This is a genomic window from Pantoea sp. PSNIH1 (genome assembly GCF_007680655.1).
GTDB classification, from domain to species: Bacteria; Pseudomonadota; Gammaproteobacteria; order Enterobacterales; family Enterobacteriaceae; genus Pantoea; species Pantoea eucrina.
In genome coordinates this window covers 1325783-1342813 of the sequence record NZ_VEIP01000001.1, presented here as the reverse complement: position 1 = coordinate 1342813, position 17031 = coordinate 1325783, and the positions used below count along the sequence as shown (strand labels likewise).

The window sequence follows — 17031 nt, the reverse complement described above, 5'->3', positions numbered from 1 at the left end:
CTTTTGCCCGTAAACGTTGCCAGCGCTATCAGCTATTGCGGATTTAACTTTATAATCAATATGTCAGATCCCAGGCTCTCTGCGTGCCCGCTACCGGTAAGGGCGTTGCAGAATGCGGGATTCTGCTAGTTGCCAGACTCGTACGGAATAAGATGAAAACGATTGAAGTTGACGAAGAACTCTACCGTTATATTGCCAGCCACACGCAGCACATCGGTGAAAGCGCCTCAGACATACTGCGTCGCATGCTGAAATTTACCGCCAGCTCGCGCGCTGCAGCAGCGCCAGCAGTAACGGCCCCGGTAAAAGAGGCGACAGCAGCAGCAGAGCCTGAAGCGCGTCCGCAGGACCGCGTGCGTGCCATGCGCGAGCTGATGCTGTCAGATGAGTATGCCGAGCAGAAAAAAGCGGTTAACCGCTTTATGCTGATTTTGTCAACGCTCTATCGTCTCGATCCTGATGCATTTGCCGATGCTACCGCATCGCTGCAGGGACGTACGCGCGTCTATTTTGCCGGTGATGAGCATACGCTGCTGCAAAATGGCACGCATACCAAACCTAAGCATGTGCCAGGTACACCTTACTGGGTCATCACAAACACCAATACAGGCCGTAAATGCAGCATGGTGGAGCACATCATGCTGGCTATGCAGTTCCCTCCGGAGCTGACAGAGAAAGTTTGCGGCACCATTTAAACTGAAGCGTCAGGGAGAAGCGCCAATGGCCAATCACCCCCGTGCCGGGCAGCCTGCCCAGCAGAGCGATTTGATTAACGTTGCACAATTAACCTCGCAGTATTACGTCCTGAAGCCGGATGCGGCTAACCCGGACCATGCGGTGAAATTTGGCACATCTGGCCACCGCGGCAGCGCGGGACGTCACAGCTTCAATGAAGAGCACATTCTGGCTATCGCACAGGCGATCGCCGAAGAGCGCAAAAAGAACGGTATTACGGGTCCATGCTACGTGGGCAAAGATACGCACGCGCTCTCTGAGCCCGCTATTCTGTCAGTACTGGAAGTGCTGGCGGCGAACGGTGTGGATGTCATCGTGCAGCAGGATAACGGCTACACGCCAACGCCCGCTATCTCCAATGCTATTCTGGAGCATAACAAACGCGGCGGCGCGCAGGCTGACGGCATTGTGATCACCCCTTCACACAATCCACCGGAAGATGGCGGCATTAAATACAATCCGCCAAACGGTGGGCCGGCTGATACCAACGTCACAAAAGTGGTGGAAGATCGCGCTAACCAGCTGATCAAAGGCGGTCTGCAGGATGTGAAACGTCTGCCGCTGGATCAGGCGTGGCAGAGCGGCCACATTGTTGAGCAGGATCTGATTCAGCCTTATGTTGAAGGACTGGCGCAGGTTATCGACTTCCCGGCGATTCAGAAAGCGGGACTGAAAATTGGCGTCGATCCGCTTGGCGGCTCAGGTATGGCTTACTGGCAGCGTATCGCTGAGCATTACAACCTCGATCTGACCATCGTTAATGACGCTATCGACCAGACCTTCCGCTTCATGCATCTGGATAAAGATGGCGTGGTGCGCATGGACTGTTCATCAGAGTGCGCGATGGCGGGTCTGCTGGCGTATAAAGACAAGTTTGATCTGGCCTTCGGCAACGATCCCGATTATGACCGTCACGGTATTGTCACGCCAGCTGGCCTGATGAATCCAAACCACTACCTGGCCGTCGCTATCAACTATCTTTTCCAGCATCGTCCGCAGTGGGGTAGTGATGTTGCCGTGGGCAAAACGCTGGTCTCCAGTGCGATGATCGACCGCGTGGTTAATGATATCGGGCGCAAGCTGGTAGAAGTACCGGTGGGCTTTAAGTGGTTCGTTGATGGCCTGTTCGACGGCAGCTTTGGCTTTGGCGGCGAAGAGAGCGCGGGGGCTTCCTTCCTGCGTTTTGATGGTTCAGCCTGGTCAACGGATAAAGATGGCATTATTCTCTGCCTGCTGGCCGCTGAAATCACGGCGGTGACCGGTAAAAATCCGCAGCAGCACTATGATGAGCTGGCGGAGCGCTTTGGCGCGCCAAGCTACAATCGTCTGCAGGCGTCTGCGACCTCGGCACAGAAAGCCGCGCTGTCAAAGCTGTCACCAGAGATGGTCAGCGCTGATACGCTGGCGGGCGATCCGATTACCGCACGCCTGACGGCTGCTCCGGGTAACGGCGCATCTATTGGCGGACTGAAAGTCATGACGGAGAACGGCTGGTTTGCCGCGCGCCCGTCCGGCACTGAAGATGCTTACAAGATTTACTGCGAAAGCTTCCTTGGCGCTGAGCATCGCGAGCTGATTGAGAAAGAAGCGGTGGAAATTGTCAGCGAAGTTCTGAAGAACGCCTGAGGGTGATACCGTGAAAAGGGCCGCTGCTGCGGCCTTTTTTTATGGCATAAAACGGTAGCCGATACCGGTTTCCGTCAGCAGGTGAGCAGGCTGCGTCGGGTTTTCTTCGAGCTTCTGACGCAGGTGGCCCATATAGATGCGCAGATAGTGGCTGTGTTCCACCGCATTGGGGCCCCAGACCTGATTCAGCAGCTGGCGCTGCGTCAGCACCTTGCCGGCGTTATTCAGCAGCAGACTGAGCAGGCGAAACTCGGTTGGCGTCAGATGCACTTCCTGACCGCTGCGGGTGATACGGCGTGCAGCAAGGTCAACGCAGACTTCACCAAACAGCACGCGCGCATCGGGCTGACTGCCCTGATGACGACGTAAAGCCACCCGCACCCTGGCCAGCAGTTCGCCAATGCCAAACGGTTTTGTCAGATAATCATCCGCACCCGCGTCCAGCGCTGCGATCTTATCCTGCTCGTCACTGCGGGCTGAAAGCACAATAACCGGCATCGTGCTCCACTGGCGTACTTCACGAATAAACGCGATGCCATCACCGTCAGGCAGGCCGAGATCGAGGATCGCCAGATCGGGCTTGCGCGTTGCCGCTTCAATCAGACCACGCTGCAGCTGTTCAGCTTCGACAATTTTTACGCCTTCGCTCTCTAACGCCAGGCGTACAAAACGGCGGATCTCTTTTTCATCTTCCACAATCAAAATGGTTGTCACGTGGGCTCCTGCGACACGGTTTTCTCTACTTTAGCAATAAACCGCAGCGGCGTCCGCGCAGCGATTTACCCCAATAAAATAACCCGTTATTCACACTGTTGTAACGCCATTCTGTGAAGCGGAAAATGGTCAAAAAAAGTTCAGAATAAGTGGTCTGATGAGTAGCAAAAGTGAGCAGCCAGGAGTAATATTTGCGGCAGATCACACTTTACAACAGATTGCTCAGGAGGAACGCAATGGATAAACGCTATTCACTGCCAAAAATCGTTATACGGCGCACGCTGGTGCTGATTGCAGGCGTTGCGGCGCTTCCTTTTATGCTATTCCGCCGCGATCGTGCGCGTTTTTATAGCTACCTGCACCGCATCTGGTGCAAAACCAGTACCAAGCCGGTATGGCTGGCGCAGTCCGAAATCGCTGGCGGTATTTACTGGTAACAGAGTTTTTCTGACTGAGGCGGACGCTTTTACCCGAAGCGGCCGCTTTTTTTGACAAAATTTTCCTTATAGCGCCTGCTACATCCTGCCATTCATCGTCATTTGCGCTACACTTAAACCTCTACAAGATTCTGGAGGTTGTACAAGTATGAGCGAGAAAATTCCTGTCGGCATCAGTGCCTGCCTGCTCGGGGATAGCGTCCGATTTGATGGCGGCCACAAGCGTTTTGCCTTTGCAACGGACGAACTCGCGCAATTTGTGCGCTACGAGCCCGTCTGTCCTGAGATGGCTATCGGCCTGCCCACACCGCGTCCGGCATTGAGGCTGGTGAAGCAGGGCGACGATCAGATCCATATCTGTTTCAGCAAAGATGACAATCAGGAAGTCACCAGCGAAATGCGCAGCTGGTCAGCGGAGCGCGTCAAATCGCTGCACCATCTTTGCGGCTATATTCTCTGCGCCAAATCACCCAGCTGCGGTCTGGAGCGGGTGCGCGTTTACGATCCTGCCACAAACAATAATCGCAAATCGGGCATCGGCATCTTTACCTCTTTTTTACAGCAGGAGATGCCCTGGCTGCCGCTGGAAGAGGATGGCCGCCTGCACGATCCGGTTCTGCGCGAAAACTTCACCGGGCGCGTATTTGCGCTGCATGAGTTCAACGAAATGTGGCGCAGCGGACTGACGCGGCACAAACTGATCGCCTTTCACAGCCGGTACAAACTGCTGCTGTTGTCGCACGCGCAGGATGCCTATCGCGAACTGGGACGCTTTGTGGCCGCTATGGATAAATGGGCGTCGCTGGAAGAGTATGCGTTTGAGTACCGTAACCGGCTGATGCAGCTAATGTCGCATCGCGCATCGCGCCGCAATCATACTAATGTGCTGATGCATGTACAGGGCTATTTCCGGCCAAAACTCAGCTCTCCTCAGCGTCAGGAACTGGCGCAGCTGATCGATCGCTATCGCTGTGGCGTTCAGCCGCTGCTGGCCCCTATTACTATGCTGAAACACTACATGGCTGAGTATCCGCATCCCTGGCTGGCGCAGCAGCGCTATTTCGATCCCTACCCGGAAGCACTGCGCCTGCGTTACGGACAATAAGGACAAGGCCCCATGACCACACACCTGCTCTGGCTGCGCAACGATCTGCGTATTAACGATAACAGCGCGCTGGCGGCAGCGTGTCATGATAAAAAGGCTGACGTCATGGCGCTGTTTGTCGCCACGCCGAAACAGTGGCGGCAGCACAGCATGTCAGCAAAACAGGCGACCTTTATTCATCAGAACCTGTGTGAGCTGCAGCAGGCGCTGGCGGAACGCGGCATTCCGCTGCATTTTCATCAGTGCGATGATTTTGCTGCTTCGGTTAATTACCTGAGCGACTTCTGCAAAACGCATCGGGTGGATGCGCTGTTTTACAACTATCAGTATGAAATTAACGAGCGCGAGCGCGACGCTGCCGTCGAAAAAAAGCTGGATGAGCAGGGTATTACCTGTCAGGGATTTGATGACAGCCTGCTGCTGCCGCCGGGCAGCGTGCAGACCGGCAATAATACGACGTTCAAAGTCTTCACGCCGTTCAGCAAAGCGTTTGTAAAACGGCTGCAGCAGGGGATGCCAGAGTGCCATAGCGCTCCTGCCGCGCGCGGTGATGCGCCGCTGAACAGCCTGAAAAAGATCCCCGCATTTGATTATCCGACTGAAAAACCCGATGAAAAGCTGTTTCCGGCCGGCGAACAGGCGGCGTTAAAACGCCTGCGCGCGTTTGCCAGACAGCCGGTGCTGGATTATCCGTCAGAGCGCGATACACCTGCCAGCGACGGGACCAGCCAGCTGTCAGCCTATCTCTCAACCGGCGTACTCTCACCCCGGCAGTGTCTGCATCGGATTGTGAAAGAGCATGCTGATGCGCTGAAAGGAGGAAAAGCCTTTACCTGGATCAGTGAGCTGATCTGGCGGGAATTCTATCGCCATCTGATCGTGGCCTATCCGGCGCTCTGTAAACATCAGCCGTTTATCGACTGGACTCATCACGTCAGCTGGCAGAAAGAGAGCGCCCATTTTGACGCCTGGAAAGCGGGCAAAACCGGCTATCCCATCGTTGATGCAGGTATGCGCCAGATGAACAGCATTGGCTGGATGCACAACCGGCTGCGCATGATCACCGCCAGCTTTCTGGTAAAAGATCTGCTTATCGACTGGCGGCAGGGCGAGCGCTACTTTATGGAACAGCTGATTGACGGTGATTTCGCTGCTAACAACGGCGGCTGGCAGTGGGCAGCCTCTACCGGCACCGATCCCGTTCCCTATTTCCGTATCTTCAACCCGACAACCCAGGGTGAACGGTTCGATAAGCAGGGCGCATTTATCCGGCAGTGGCTGCCGGAGCTGAAAGATGTGCCCGACAGCGATATTCATCAGCCGCACGTCTGGGCGAAGAAAAATAACAAGAAACTCGATTATCCCCTGCCAATCGTGGAACATAAGGCGGCACGCAAAAAGACATTAGACGCCTTTGAACGCGCACGCGGCGCGGCCTGAGGCGATGACGGAGCCTTTATGAATAACATTGAGCTGGAAAAAATCGTTAACCAGCAGCTAAACAGCAGCGCGTTTAGCGACTATGCACCTAACGGACTGCAGGTTGAGGGACGCAGTGAAGTCAGAAGAGTGGTTACCGGCGTTACGGCCTGCCAGGCGCTGCTGGATGAAGCGGTAAAGCGGAATGCCGATGCCGTTCTGGTACACCACGGCTATTTCTGGAAAAACGAAGCCCCGGCAATAAAAGGCATGAAACGACAGCGTCTGCGCACGCTGCTGGCTAACGATATTAATCTCTATGGCTGGCATCTGCCGCTGGATGCGCATCCGCAGCTGGGGAATAACGCGCAGCTGGCGCGCCTGTTTGATATCGACGTCAGGGGTGAAATCGAGCCGCTGCTGCCCTGGGGTGAGCTGCGCACGCCGCTCAGCGGCAGCGACCTGGCAGAAAAAATCGCGCAGCGCCTGGGACGCACGCCGCTGCACTGCGGTGATAACGCACCCGCGCTGATCAAACGCGTGGCCTGGTGCAGCGGCGGTGGTCAGGGCTTTATCGACAACGCGGCCGCGGCCGGCGTTGACGCCTTTATTACGGGCGAAGTCTCTGAGCAGACCATTCACAGCGCGCGCGAACAGGGGCTGCACTTTTTCGCCGCGGGCCATCACGCGACCGAGCGCGACGGTATCAAAGCGCTGGGTGAGTGGCTGGCGCAGCATTACCACCTCGATGTTACCTTTATCGATATCGACAATCCTGCCTGATTTTTCTCTCTCTGCGTCCGCTCGCCGGGCGCAAACTGGTTGACACATCTCCGCCACTTTTGCATAACCTATTGAACCTGAGCAGCTATGTGAAAGGTTTATCGTGCCGCAGCACGTCTGCCGGCGCGCGTTATTCACGATCGGGAGGTGGGTTTTGCAACAGGCACGTTGTTATTTACTGGGAGAGCGGGCGGTTGTACTGGAACTGGCGCCGCCGGTTTCGCTCGCCAGTCAGCAGCGCATCTGGGGATTATGTGAACGACTGCAGCAGGATGAGCAGGTGCAGGAGGTGATCCCCGGTATGAACAACCTCACGCTGATACTGCGCGAGTCACAAATTGATGCGCAGGACGCCATTGAGCGTCTGCAGCGCTGGTGGGAAGAGGGTGAAGAGCAGCTGCAGAATAATCCCCGGCTGATTGAGATCCCGGTGGTGTATGGTGGCAGTGCCGGACCCGATCTGTCAGAAGTGGCAGATCGCGCCGGGCTGACGCCGCCGCAGGTGGTAGAGCTGCACAGCAGCGCAGACTACATTGTCTATTTTCTTGGCTTCCAGCCTGGTTTCCCCTATCTGGGCGGCCTGGATACGCGACTGCATACGCCGCGTCGCGCCGAGCCGCGCGTGGCCGTCCCGGCTGGTTCAGTGGGGATTGGCGGCAGTCAGACCGGTATCTATCCGCTGGCTGCCCCCGGCGGCTGGCAGCTGATTGGCCATACGCCACTCAGCCTGTTTGATCCGCTTAAGCAGCCGCCCACGCTGATGCGCCCCGGCGATCGCGTTCGGTTTGTGCCGCAGAAGGAGGGCATATGCTGAATATTTTACGCGCCGGGTTAATGACCTCGGTACAGGATCGCGGGCGGCACGGCTGGCGTCAGCTGGGCGTCAGCCTGAGCGGTGCGCTGGATGAGCCCTCCATGCGTACCGCAAATATGCTGGTGGGTAACAGCGAGAACAGCGCGGTACTGGAGATTGTGCTGGGTCAGTTCAGGGCGGAGTTTCAGCGCGACGGCTGGTTTGCGCTGACGGGAGCCGCCTGTAACGCTGAGCTGGATGGCAAGCCGGTCTGGACCGGATGGCGCCTGCCGGTGCGGCGTGGTCAGGTTCTTACGCTATCCATGCCAACCAGCGGCATGCGCAGTTATCTGGCGGTAAACGGCGGGTTTGCGGTAGCAGAAATGCTGGGCTCGCACAGCACCGATCTGAAAGCTGCGTTTGGCGGCTGGCAGGGCCGCAGGCTGCAGGATGGCGATCGTCTGCCGCTGGGCGAGCCAACCCGCCGCTTCAGCCAGCCGGCGGGCGTGCGCCAGCTGCTGTGGGGGAACCGCATTCGTGCGCTGCCGGGTCCGGAATATAGCGAATTTACCCAGGAGGCGCAGGAGGCATTCTGGCGTAACCCGTGGAAACTGAGCCCGCAGAGTAACCGTATGGGATATCGCCTGCAGGGCGACAGCCTGCAGCGGACCGCCACGCGCGATCTGCTCTCACATGGTCTGGTGCCTGGCGTGGTGCAGGTGCCGCCAAACGGTCAGCCTATTGTGCTGATGGCGGATGCACAGACCACCGGCGGCTATCCGCGGATCGCCTGCATTATCGAGGCGGATATTTATCAGCTGGCGCAAATCCGGCTCGGCGAACCGATTCACTTTATTCCGTGCACGCTGGAGGAGGCGCTGCTGGCGAAACAGCAGCAGCAGCGCGCGCTGGATCAGATAGCCTGGGGGCTTACGCATGAAAATTGATCTGAATGCCGATCTCGGCGAAGGCAGCAGCAGCGATCGGGAACTGCTGATGCTGGTAAGCTCTGCCAATATCGCCTGCGGTTTTCACGCCGGTGATGCGCAGACCATGCTGCAGTCGGTGCGCTGGGCCAATGCGTCAGGGGTGGCGATTGGCGCTCATCCGGGCTTTCCCGACCGCGAGAACTTCGGTCGCACGGCGATGCAGCTGCCGCCGGAGACAGTCTATGCCCAGATGATCTATCAGATTGGCGCGCTGAAAAGCATGACGGAAAGTGAAGGCGCGCGGCTGTTTCACGTTAAGCCGCACGGCATGCTTTATAACCAGGCCGCCGCCGATCCGCAGCTCGCTGACGCGATTGCCCGGGCAGTACGGGCGGTGGATGCTCAGCTTATTCTGGTTGGCCTGGCGGGCAGCGAGCTGATTGCGGCAGGTGCCCGGTATGGCCTGCGCACCCGCGAAGAGGTGTTTGCCGATCGCGGCTATCTGGCGAGCGGGGCGCTGGTGCCGCGCAGCCAGCCAGGCGCGCTGATTGAGGATGCCGGCCAGGCGCTGGCGCAGACGCTGGCTATGGTAAAGCAGCAGCAGGTGCAAAGCGTGAGCGGTGAGTGGGTCGCCGTCAACGCGGAGACGGTCTGCCTGCACGGTGATGGCGCACACGCGCTGCAGTTTGCCCGTACGCTGCGTGCCGCGTTTGCTGCTGAGCAGATTGCCGTCAGCAGCGCATAACGTCCCTTTTTCGCCCGGCCTGCTACGGCCGGGCTTTTTTGTTTTCAGTGAGGAAAATCATGGAAAACGTTGTCAACCTCTGGCCCCTGCTGGGGATCCTGGCCATCATTATTGGCTTTTTATTACGCTTTAATCCGGTGCTGGTGGTGATCGTCGCGGGCTTTGTTACTGGCCTCGCGGCGCAGATGCCGCTCGGCGACATTCTGGAAAAACTCGGTTCCGGCTTTCTCAATACGCGCAATCTGCCGCTGATCCTGCTGCTGCCGCTGGCGGTAATCGGATTACTGGAACGCCACGGGCTGAAAGAGCGTGCCCAGAGCTGGATTGCGCAGATCAAAACTGCCACCGCCGGCCGTCTGCTTATCGTTTACCTGTTTGTGCGCGAAGCAACCGCCGCGCTGGGGCTGACCAGCCTGGGCGGCCATCCGCAGATGGTGCGTCCGCTGCTGGCACCGATGGCGGAAGGGGCGACGGAGAACCGCTATGGTGAGGTTTCGCCGGAGATACGTCACCGGCTGCGCGCCATGTCTGCCGCAACGGATAACGTCGGCCTTTTCTTTGGTGAGGATATCTTTGTCGCGTTCGGCGCGATTATCTTTATGCATAACTTTATGCAGGAATCAGCCGGCATTACCACCGAGCCGCTGCATATTGCGCTGTGGGGCATCCCGACCGCGCTGTGCGCCTTTCTTATCCACTCGGCCCGGCTGGTGCGGCTGGATCGCCAGCTGTCGCGTGAGCTGGGTGCGCTGAATCAGCAGGCGCTGCACGCCAGGGAGGAGAAGTAATGTTTCAGCAACAATATCTGATGTGGCTGGCAGGGGCGATTCTGCTGGTGGTGGCGCTGCTCTCCTGGGGAGACCGCGCCAATCCGCGCCGTCTGACCACCGGTCTCTTCTGGGCGCTCTATGGCCTGATTTTTCTGATTGGTGATGGCGCTTATCAGCTGGCAGGGCAGTGGGCCGGCGACGCTGAGCTGGGCCGCCGCTGGCTGCATATTGCCACCGGGGTGGTCGTGGTTGTGATGGCGCTGATCGCCGGCTGTGGTGGGGTACGCCTCGGGCGCTATCATCAGCGTACGGATGAGGAGAAACAGGCCAGCGCCAGACGGCTGGGCAATAAGCTGTTCTTACCCGCCCTGGCGATACCGCTGGTTACGGTGATTGGCGTACTGGCGTTTAATCATATTCCCGGACTGCAGGAGCAGGTGTTTGGCGCGGGCAACCACGCTACGCTGGTGACGCTGTTTTCAATGATGGTGGGCTGTATTCTGGGCTGGCTGATTGCACTGGCGTTTACGCGGGAAAAGCCGCTGCAGTCGATGCAGGAGACACGGCGCCTGCTGGATGCGGTAGGCTGGGCGTTTATTCTGCCGCAGATCCTCGCCACGCTGGGGTTGCTGTTTACCAGCGCCGGCGTCGGCAGCGCGATTTCGCATCTCACTGAACACTATCTGGCGGTGGATAACCGGCTGATTGCGGTGGCGGTCTATGCCGGAGGAATGGCGCTGCTGACGATGGTAATGGGCAACGCCTTTGCCGCGTTCCCGATTGTGACGGCCGGCGTCGGCATCCCGATTCTGGTGCTGCAGCATGGCGGAAACCCGGCCGTCATGGCGGCGATCGGCATGTTTTCCGGCTACTGCGGGACGCTGATGACACCGATGGCAGCAAACTTCAACATCGTGCCCGCGCGCCTGCTGGAGCTGCCGGATCGGAATGCGGTGATCAAGGCTCAGGTTCCTACCGGTGTACTACTCTTGTTAGTGAATATTTTCCTGCTCTACTTCCTGATGTTTTTGTGAGGCAGTAATGAAAACGGTGTTGTTAACGGCTTTTGAGCCGTTTGGCGGTGAGCGTCTCAATCCTTCCTGGGAGGCGGTGCGCGACTTTGACGGTAAAATGCTGGCTGGCGTGCGGGTAGTGGTACGCCAGCTGCCGGTGGTGTTTGCAACCTGCGGTGCGGTGCTGACTGACGCGCTGACTACGCTGCAGCCCGATGGCATTCTCTGCGTGGGGCAGGCGGGCGGTCGCTGCGATATTACGCTGGAGCGGGTAGCAATCAATATTCACGATGCGCGTATCCCCGATAACCAGCAGCAGCAGCCGGTGGATGAGCCGGTCGTAGCGGGAGGCCCGGCGGCCTACTTTGCCACGCTGCCCATTAAAGCGATAGTCGCCTCGCTGCGGGAGGCAGGCATTCCCGCCTCGGTTTCGCAAACGGCCGGCACCTTTACCTGCAACAGCGTGATGTACTCTCTGCTGCACTGGCTGCACACCCACGGCAGTCCGGCACGCGGCGGATTTATGCACATTCCCTGGATGCCGCAGCAGGCGGTGAATCATCCTGGCGCGCCGAGCATGTCCGTTAGCAGCGTGACGCAGGCGCTGGAGATCGCCATTCAGGTCATGATGAACACCCATGACGACATCCGTGTTGCGGGTGGCGCAACACACTAATCAGGAGTCTGTATGCCAGAGGGACCGGAGATCCGCCGGGCGGCGGATCAGCTGGAAGCCGCTATCGTGGGCAAGCCCCTTACCGATGTGTGGTTTGCTTTTCCATCGCTGAAAACCTATGAGCCCGCCTTGCTGGGCGAAACGGTTAACGCTATTGAAACGCGCGGTAAAGCGCTGCTGACCCACTTCTCTAATGGCCTGACGCTTTACAGTCACAATCAGCTCTACGGCGTCTGGCGGGTCGTTGCCGCAGGCACGCAGCCCGCGACCACCCGGCAGCTGCGGGTGCGGCTGGAGAGCGCCGATAAAGCCATTCTGCTTTACAGCGCGTCTGATATTGAACTGCTGAATGCGGACACGCTCGGTGCACACCCGTTTCTGCAGCGCGTCGGGCCGGATGTGCTGGATGCCACGCTGACCGTCGCGGAGGTGCGCGAACGCCTGCTTTCGCCGCGGTTCCGGCGCCGGCAGTTCAGCGGCTTGCTGCTGGATCAGGCTTTTCTGGCCGGGCTGGGTAACTATCTGCGGGTGGAGATCCTGTGGCACGCCGGACTGCGCGCGCAGCACCGGGCGCAGGATCTGGATGACGCTCAGCTCGACAGGCTCAGTGACGCGCTGCTGGCGATCCCGCGTCTCTCTTACAAAATGCGTGGCAGCATGAAGAAGTATCATGAAGAGGCGGCGTTTCGCTTTGAAGTCTTTCACCGGCAGGGCAAAAAGTGCCGGCGCTGCGGTACGCTGATTGAGAAAGGCGTGCTCTCATCACGTCCTTTTTACTGGTGTCCGGGGTGCCAGCTGTAGCCAGACGTGGGCAGATTGCGGGCAAAAGAAAAGGGCAGAAGAATCTGCCCTTTTTTATGGCGTGACGGCGCTTATTTTTTCAGCGCTGACTCAAACGGACGCTCGGTATAACCGGTATAGAGCTGACGCGGACGGGCAATTTTCATGCCTTCATCGTGCATCTCTTTCCAGTGTGCAATCCAGCCAACGGTACGCGCCATCGCAAAGATTACGGTAAACATTGAAGAAGGGATGCCCATCGCTTTCAGAATGATGCCGGAGTAGAAATCGACGTTTGGATAGAGTTTACGCTCGATAAAGTAGGGGTCGTTCAGCGCAATGTGTTCCAGCTCCATCGCCACTTCCAGCAGGTCATCTTTCATACCCAGCTCATTGAGCACTTCATGGCAGGTCTCACGCATCACGGTGGCGCGCGGATCGTAGTTCTTGTAAACGCGGTGACCAAAGCCCATCAGGCGGAACGAGTCATTCTTATCTTTAGCACGGCGCACAAACTCCGGAATGTGCTCTACGGTGCTGATCTCTTCCAGCATACGCAGGGTAGCTTCGTTGGCGCCGCCATGTGCCGGCCCCCAGAGTGAAGCGATACCGGCCGCGATACAGGCAAACGGGTTAGCCCCGGATGACCCTGCGGTACGTACGGTAGAGGTGGAGGCGTTCTGTTCGTGATCGGCGTGCAGGATCAGAATACGATCCATCGCGCGCTCAAGCACCGGATTCACTTTGTACTCTTCACACGGTGTGGCAAACATCATATGCAGGAAGTTGCCGGCATAGGAGAGGTCGTTACGCGGATAAACAAAAGGCTGACCGATAGAATATTTGTAACACATGGCTGCCATGGTAGGCATTTTCGACAGCAGGCGGAACGCAGCGATTTCGCGATGGCGCTCAATGTTTACATCCAGCGAGTCGTGATAGAACGCGGCCAGCGCACCGGTTACGCCGCACATAACGGCCATCGGGTGTGAGTCACGACGGAAACCGTGGAACAGACGGGTGATCTGCTCGTGAATCATGGTGTGACGGGTAACGGTCGTGCAGAACTCTTTGAACTGCTCCTGAGTAGGCGCTTCGCCGTACAGCAGGATATAACAGACTTCCAGATAATTTGAGTGGGTCGCCAGCTGGTCAATCGGGAAACCGCGATGCAGCAGAATGCCTTCATCACCATCAATAAACGTTATTTTGGATTCACACGACGCGGTAGAGGTAAAGCCGGGGTCAAATGTAAACAGGCCTTGTGAGCCAAGGGCGCGGACGTCAACAACATCCTGTCCCAGCGTGCCTTGCATCACATCCAGTTCAAGCGTGTTGTTGTCTTGTAGGGTCAGCGTCACTTTTTTATCTGTCATTTTTCGTCTCCATAGCGCCTGGGTAAGTAAGGATCTTTAGACACCAGAATAGTTCGCATGTTGCGTAACACCACTCGCTTCAGATTATCACCTGGCAATAACCTGCACGTAATGAGGTTACGCAGTACTAAGGCATCCGGGGCAAGGATATTCGGACATGACATGGCGCTCATCGCAGATGTTAAAGATCCTGTCACGACATAACTTCTTGGTAACCAATAACCTGACGGTTTATGTTGCTCGTTAGGGCAATGTTACATAACTTGAGCTTAGGGGAAAGTGTATCCCCATAACTTTTGTGCATCATAGGGCTTTAGTGCGATTGTTTGTAACTGAAATGTTGATCTATTGTCAAATCAGATAATTAAAAATGTATATTTTGTGAAAATCGTGACCCTGATCACTGTTCAGCTTAAATGTGACCAAACAGATTGTAGGGGAATTGTAATCAGAATGTGATCGTCCTATACTGCCGCCAGGTCTCCGGAATACCCTGACACCAGGAGCCACCCAGCGTTTTACCCGCTTCATTTAACACTGGATGTTGCTATTTTGGTGGCGGTTGTTGTCTGAACACGCTCAGTGCTCTGCTGCAACTCAGGACCGGAGGAAGCAAAATAAAAAAGAGCTGTGTGGGCAAAACCGTGAAAAAACAAAGACCTGTTAACTTGGATCTCACGACGATCCGGTTTCCCGTTACTGCAATATCGTCCATTCTCCACCGCGTCTCCGGCGTGATTACGTTTGTCGCTCTCGGAATTCTGCTCTGGTTACTGGGTCTCTCTCTCTCCTCTCCCGAAGGTTTTCAGCAGGCGGCATCCATCATGGATAGCTTCTTTGCCAAATTCATTATGTGGGGCATTCTGACCGCGCTGGCCTACCATGCGGCAAGCGGTATCCGTCATATGCTGGCAGATTTTGGCTTTACCGCAGAGACCCTGCAGGTGGGAACCCGTACCGCGCAGGCGGTTTTTGTTATCACTGTCGTGCTCTCAATTCTGGCTGGAGTCCTCGTATGGTAAGCAATGCTTCTGCTTTAGGACGCAACGGTATCCACGACTGGCTTCTGGTCCGTGCTTCCGCAATCCTGATTACGCTCTACATCATCTATCTGCTCGGTTTCGTCGTCATGACCGATACGCTGACCTATGATGTCTGGCGCGGCTTTTTCGCCTCCTCCTTCACCAAAGTGTTTACGCTGCTGACCCTGTTCTCCATTCTGGTTCACGGCTGGATCGGTATGTGGCAGGTACTGACTGACTACGTGAAAGCGCTGGCGCCGCGTTTGTTGCTGCAGCTGGTTATTGTGGTCGCGCTGTTGTCGTATGCCGTTTATGGCACTGTTGTTGTGTGGGGTGTGTAAATGAATTTGCCAGTCAGAGAATTTGATGCCGTGGTGATCGGCGCAGGTGGCGCGGGTATGCGCGCGGCACTGCAAATCTCCCAGTCGGGCCAGAGCTGTGCCCTGTTATCGAAAGTTTTTCCAACCCGTTCCCATACCGTATCGGCGCAGGGCGGCATTACCGTTGCGCTGGGTAACACCCATGACGATAACTGGGAATGGCATATGTACGATACCGTAAAAGGTTCCGACTACATCGGGGACCAGGACGCGATCGAATATATGTGTAAAACCGGTCCGGAAGCGATTCTGGAGCTGGAGCATATGGGACTGCCGTTCTCCCGTTTAGACGATGGCCGCGTTTATCAGCGTCCATTTGGTGGCCAGTCCAAAAACTTTGGCGGCGAGCAGGCCGCACGTACCGCTGCGGCCGCTGACCGTACCGGTCACGCACTGCTGCATACGCTGTATCAGCAGAACCTGAAAAACAAAACCACCATCTTCTCCGAATGGTATGCGCTGGATCTGGTGAAAAACGCAGATGGTGCGATTGTGGGTTGTACCGCTATCTGCATTGAAACCGGTGAAACCGTCTACTTCAAAGCCAAAGCGACTATTCTGGCAACCGGCGGCGCGGGACGTATCTACCAGTCCACCACTAACGCACACATCAATACCGGCGACGGCGTTGGCATGGCAATCCGTGCCGGCGTACCGATGCAGGATATGGAGATGTGGCAGTTCCACCCGACCGGTATTGCGGGTGCGGGCGTGCTGGTCACCGAGGGCTGCCGTGGTGAAGGCGGCTATCTGCTGAACAAACATGGCGAACGCTTCATGGAGCGCTATGCGCCAAACGCCAAAGATCTGGCGGGCCGTGATGTTGTTGCGCGTTCAATGATGGTTGAGATCCGTGAAGGTCGCGGCTGCGATGGCCCGTGGGGTCCGCATATCAAACTGAAGCTCGATCATCTTGGGGCTGAGGTGCTTGAGTCGCGCCTGCCTGGCATTCTTGAGTTGTCGCGCACCTTTGCGCATGTCGATCCGGTTAAAGAGCCGATTCCGGTTATTCCAACCTGTCACTACATGATGGGCGGTATTCCGACCCGCGTAACCGGACAGGCGCTGCGCGTGAACGAGCAGGGCGAAGATGAAGTGATCCCGGGCCTGTTTGCGGTCGGTGAGATTGCCTGCGTATCGGTGCACGGTGCTAACCGTCTGGGCGGTAACTCACTGCTGGATCTGGTGGTGTTTGGTCGCGCGGCAGGGGTGCACCTGATGGAGTGTATCGCTGAGCAGGGCGAGCTGCGCGATGCTACCGCGGAAGAGATCGATGCGGCGATGGCGCGCTTCAATCGCTGGGAAAATAACACCACGGGTGAAGATCCGGTGGAAATCCGCAAAGCGCTGCAGCGCTGCATGCAGAACAACTTCTCGGTGTTCCGCGAAGGTGACGCCATGCGTGAAGGCCTGGCCGAGCTGAAAGCGATTCGCGAGCGTCTGAAGAGTGCGCGTCTGGATGACCGCTCACCCGATTTCAATACGCAGCGTATCGAATGTCTGGAGCTGGATAACCTGATGGAAACCGCTTATGCAACTGCGGTTGCCGCAAACTTCCGCACTGAAAGCCGTGGCGCACATAGCCGCTTCGACTATCCGGAGCGTGATGATGCAAACTGGCTGTGTCACAGTCTCTATGTTCCGCAAACGGAAAGCATGACGCGCCGTGAGGTGAACATGCAGCCGAAACTGCGCGCGGCCTTCCCGCCGAAAGCGCGTACCTATTAA

Annotated in this window: 18 protein-coding genes; 16 read left to right on the top strand and 2 right to left on the bottom strand. The window is 57.0% G+C overall.

The features are described from left to right. Positions 1-152: 152 nt before the first annotated feature. Both seqA and pgm read left to right on the top strand, forming a co-directional pair. On the top strand, positions 153-695 hold the full coding sequence (gene seqA, locus FS690_RS06260) for a replication initiation negative regulator SeqA (protein WP_039383187.1): 543 nt from the start codon (positions 153-155) through the stop codon (positions 693-695). Positions 696-720: 25 nt separating this feature from the next. Beyond that, entirely contained in the window at positions 721-2361 is a 1641-nt protein-coding gene (gene pgm / locus FS690_RS06255) for a phosphoglucomutase (alpha-D-glucose-1,6-bisphosphate-dependent) (protein ID WP_039383189.1), read from the top strand. A gap of 39 nt (positions 2362-2400) precedes the next feature. On the opposite strand, the gene kdpE is transcribed toward pgm, so the two are convergent. Next, positions 2401-3075: a two-component system response regulator KdpE gene (kdpE, locus tag FS690_RS06250; protein ID WP_039383191.1), complete on the bottom strand. Its 675-nt coding sequence runs from the start codon at positions 3073-3075 to the stop codon at positions 2401-2403. Positions 3076-3311: 236 nt separating this feature from the next. Here kdpE and FS690_RS06245 point away from each other — a divergent pair, with 236 nt between their 5' ends. The 11 genes from FS690_RS06245 (at position 3312) to nei (ending at position 12546) form a co-directional block, all read left to right on the top strand. Continuing rightward, positions 3312-3512 (top strand): YbfA family protein, encoded by a 201-nt coding sequence (locus FS690_RS06245; RefSeq protein WP_071668988.1) that lies wholly within the window; start codon positions 3312-3314, stop codon positions 3510-3512. 148 nt (positions 3513-3660) lie between these two features. Then, on the top strand, positions 3661-4617 hold the full coding sequence (locus FS690_RS06240) for a 2-thiouracil desulfurase family protein (RefSeq protein ID WP_039383196.1): 957 nt from the start codon (positions 3661-3663) through the stop codon (positions 4615-4617). A gap of 12 nt (positions 4618-4629) precedes the next feature. Beyond that, positions 4630-6057 carry a deoxyribodipyrimidine photo-lyase gene (gene phrB, locus FS690_RS06235; protein WP_108569691.1) on the top strand — a complete coding sequence of 476 codons (1428 nt, stop codon included), beginning with the start codon at positions 4630-4632 and terminating at the stop codon, positions 6055-6057. Positions 6058-6075: 18 nt separating this feature from the next. Next, entirely contained in the window at positions 6076-6819 is a 744-nt protein-coding gene (locus tag FS690_RS06230; RefSeq protein ID WP_039383201.1) for a type 2 GTP cyclohydrolase I, read from the top strand. 154 nt (positions 6820-6973) lie between these two features. Continuing rightward, positions 6974-7633, top strand: a complete 660-nt coding sequence (pxpB, locus tag FS690_RS06225; RefSeq protein WP_039383204.1) for a 5-oxoprolinase subunit PxpB — start codon at positions 6974-6976, stop codon at positions 7631-7633. Beyond that, entirely contained in the window at positions 7627-8559 is a 933-nt protein-coding gene (gene pxpC, locus FS690_RS06220; protein WP_039383205.1) for a 5-oxoprolinase subunit PxpC, read from the top strand. Before pxpB ends, pxpC begins: the two co-directional genes overlap by 7 nt. Next, a complete protein-coding gene (gene pxpA / locus FS690_RS06215; protein ID WP_039383208.1) occupies positions 8549-9286 on the top strand; it encodes a 5-oxoprolinase subunit PxpA in 738 nt (245 codons plus the stop codon). Before pxpC ends, pxpA begins: the two co-directional genes overlap by 11 nt. A gap of 59 nt (positions 9287-9345) precedes the next feature. Next, the gene (locus FS690_RS06210; protein ID WP_039383210.1) at positions 9346-10074 is read left to right on the top strand and encodes a DUF969 domain-containing protein; all 729 of its coding nucleotides are present in this window, start codon (positions 9346-9348) and stop codon (positions 10072-10074) included. Further along, positions 10074-11090 carry a DUF979 domain-containing protein gene (locus tag FS690_RS06205; protein ID WP_039383212.1) on the top strand — a complete coding sequence of 339 codons (1017 nt, stop codon included), beginning with the start codon at positions 10074-10076 and terminating at the stop codon, positions 11088-11090. The genes FS690_RS06210 and FS690_RS06205 overlap by 1 nt, the downstream gene beginning before the upstream one ends. A gap of 7 nt (positions 11091-11097) precedes the next feature. Next, positions 11098-11745 (top strand): pyroglutamyl-peptidase I, encoded by a 648-nt coding sequence (gene pcp, locus FS690_RS06200; protein ID WP_039383214.1) that lies wholly within the window; start codon positions 11098-11100, stop codon positions 11743-11745. Between the two features lie 12 nt (positions 11746-11757). Then, positions 11758-12546 carry an endonuclease VIII gene (gene nei / locus FS690_RS06195; protein ID WP_094111658.1) on the top strand — a complete coding sequence of 263 codons (789 nt, stop codon included), beginning with the start codon at positions 11758-11760 and terminating at the stop codon, positions 12544-12546. Between the two features lie 71 nt (positions 12547-12617). Here nei and FS690_RS06190 read toward each other — a convergent pair whose 3' ends face one another. Continuing rightward, a complete protein-coding gene (locus tag FS690_RS06190) occupies positions 12618-13901 on the bottom strand; it encodes a citrate synthase (protein ID WP_039383219.1) in 1284 nt (427 codons plus the stop codon). A gap of 632 nt (positions 13902-14533) precedes the next feature. Between FS690_RS06190 and sdhC the strand changes: the two genes are divergently transcribed. Genes sdhC through sdhA form a run of 3 tightly spaced genes read left to right on the top strand, consistent with a single transcriptional unit; the run spans position 14534 to position 17031 of the window. Continuing rightward, positions 14534-14923 carry a succinate dehydrogenase cytochrome b556 subunit gene (gene sdhC, locus FS690_RS06185; RefSeq protein ID WP_039383221.1) on the top strand — a complete coding sequence of 130 codons (390 nt, stop codon included), beginning with the start codon at positions 14534-14536 and terminating at the stop codon, positions 14921-14923. Beyond that, entirely contained in the window at positions 14917-15264 is a 348-nt protein-coding gene (sdhD, locus tag FS690_RS06180) for a succinate dehydrogenase membrane anchor subunit (protein WP_071668989.1), read from the top strand. Before sdhC ends, sdhD begins: the two co-directional genes overlap by 7 nt. After that, positions 15265-17031: a succinate dehydrogenase flavoprotein subunit gene (gene sdhA, locus FS690_RS06175; protein WP_145339202.1), complete on the top strand. Its 1767-nt coding sequence runs from the start codon at positions 15265-15267 to the stop codon at positions 17029-17031.

Bases quoted from the DNA above. Each gene is read 5' to 3' on its own strand.
- seqA (WP_039383187.1), top strand. From the start codon at position 153: ATGAAAACGATTGAAGTTGACGAAGAACTCTACCGTTATATTGCCAGC.
- pgm (WP_039383189.1), top strand. From the start codon at position 721: ATGGCCAATCACCCCCGTGCCGGGCAGCCTGCCCAGCAGAGCGATTTG.
- FS690_RS06245 (WP_071668988.1), top strand. From the start codon at position 3,312: ATGGATAAACGCTATTCACTGCCAAAAATCGTTATACGGCGCACGCTG.
- FS690_RS06240 (WP_039383196.1), top strand. From the start codon at position 3,661: ATGAGCGAGAAAATTCCTGTCGGCATCAGTGCCTGCCTGCTCGGGGAT.
- phrB (WP_108569691.1), top strand. From the start codon at position 4,630: ATGACCACACACCTGCTCTGGCTGCGCAACGATCTGCGTATTAACGAT.
- FS690_RS06230 (WP_039383201.1), top strand. From the start codon at position 6,076: ATGAATAACATTGAGCTGGAAAAAATCGTTAACCAGCAGCTAAACAGC.
- pxpC (WP_039383205.1), top strand. From the start codon at position 7,627: ATGCTGAATATTTTACGCGCCGGGTTAATGACCTCGGTACAGGATCGC.
- pxpA (WP_039383208.1), top strand. From the start codon at position 8,549: ATGAAAATTGATCTGAATGCCGATCTCGGCGAAGGCAGCAGCAGCGAT.
- FS690_RS06210 (WP_039383210.1), top strand. From the start codon at position 9,346: ATGGAAAACGTTGTCAACCTCTGGCCCCTGCTGGGGATCCTGGCCATC.
- FS690_RS06205 (WP_039383212.1), top strand. From the start codon at position 10,074: ATGTTTCAGCAACAATATCTGATGTGGCTGGCAGGGGCGATTCTGCTG.
- pcp (WP_039383214.1), top strand. From the start codon at position 11,098: ATGAAAACGGTGTTGTTAACGGCTTTTGAGCCGTTTGGCGGTGAGCGT.
- nei (WP_094111658.1), top strand. From the start codon at position 11,758: ATGCCAGAGGGACCGGAGATCCGCCGGGCGGCGGATCAGCTGGAAGCC.
- FS690_RS06190 (WP_039383219.1), bottom strand. From the start codon at position 13,901: ATGACAGATAAAAAAGTGACGCTGACCCTACAAGACAACAACACGCTT.
- sdhD (WP_071668989.1), top strand. From the start codon at position 14,917: ATGGTAAGCAATGCTTCTGCTTTAGGACGCAACGGTATCCACGACTGG.
- sdhA (WP_145339202.1), top strand. From the start codon at position 15,265: ATGAATTTGCCAGTCAGAGAATTTGATGCCGTGGTGATCGGCGCAGGT.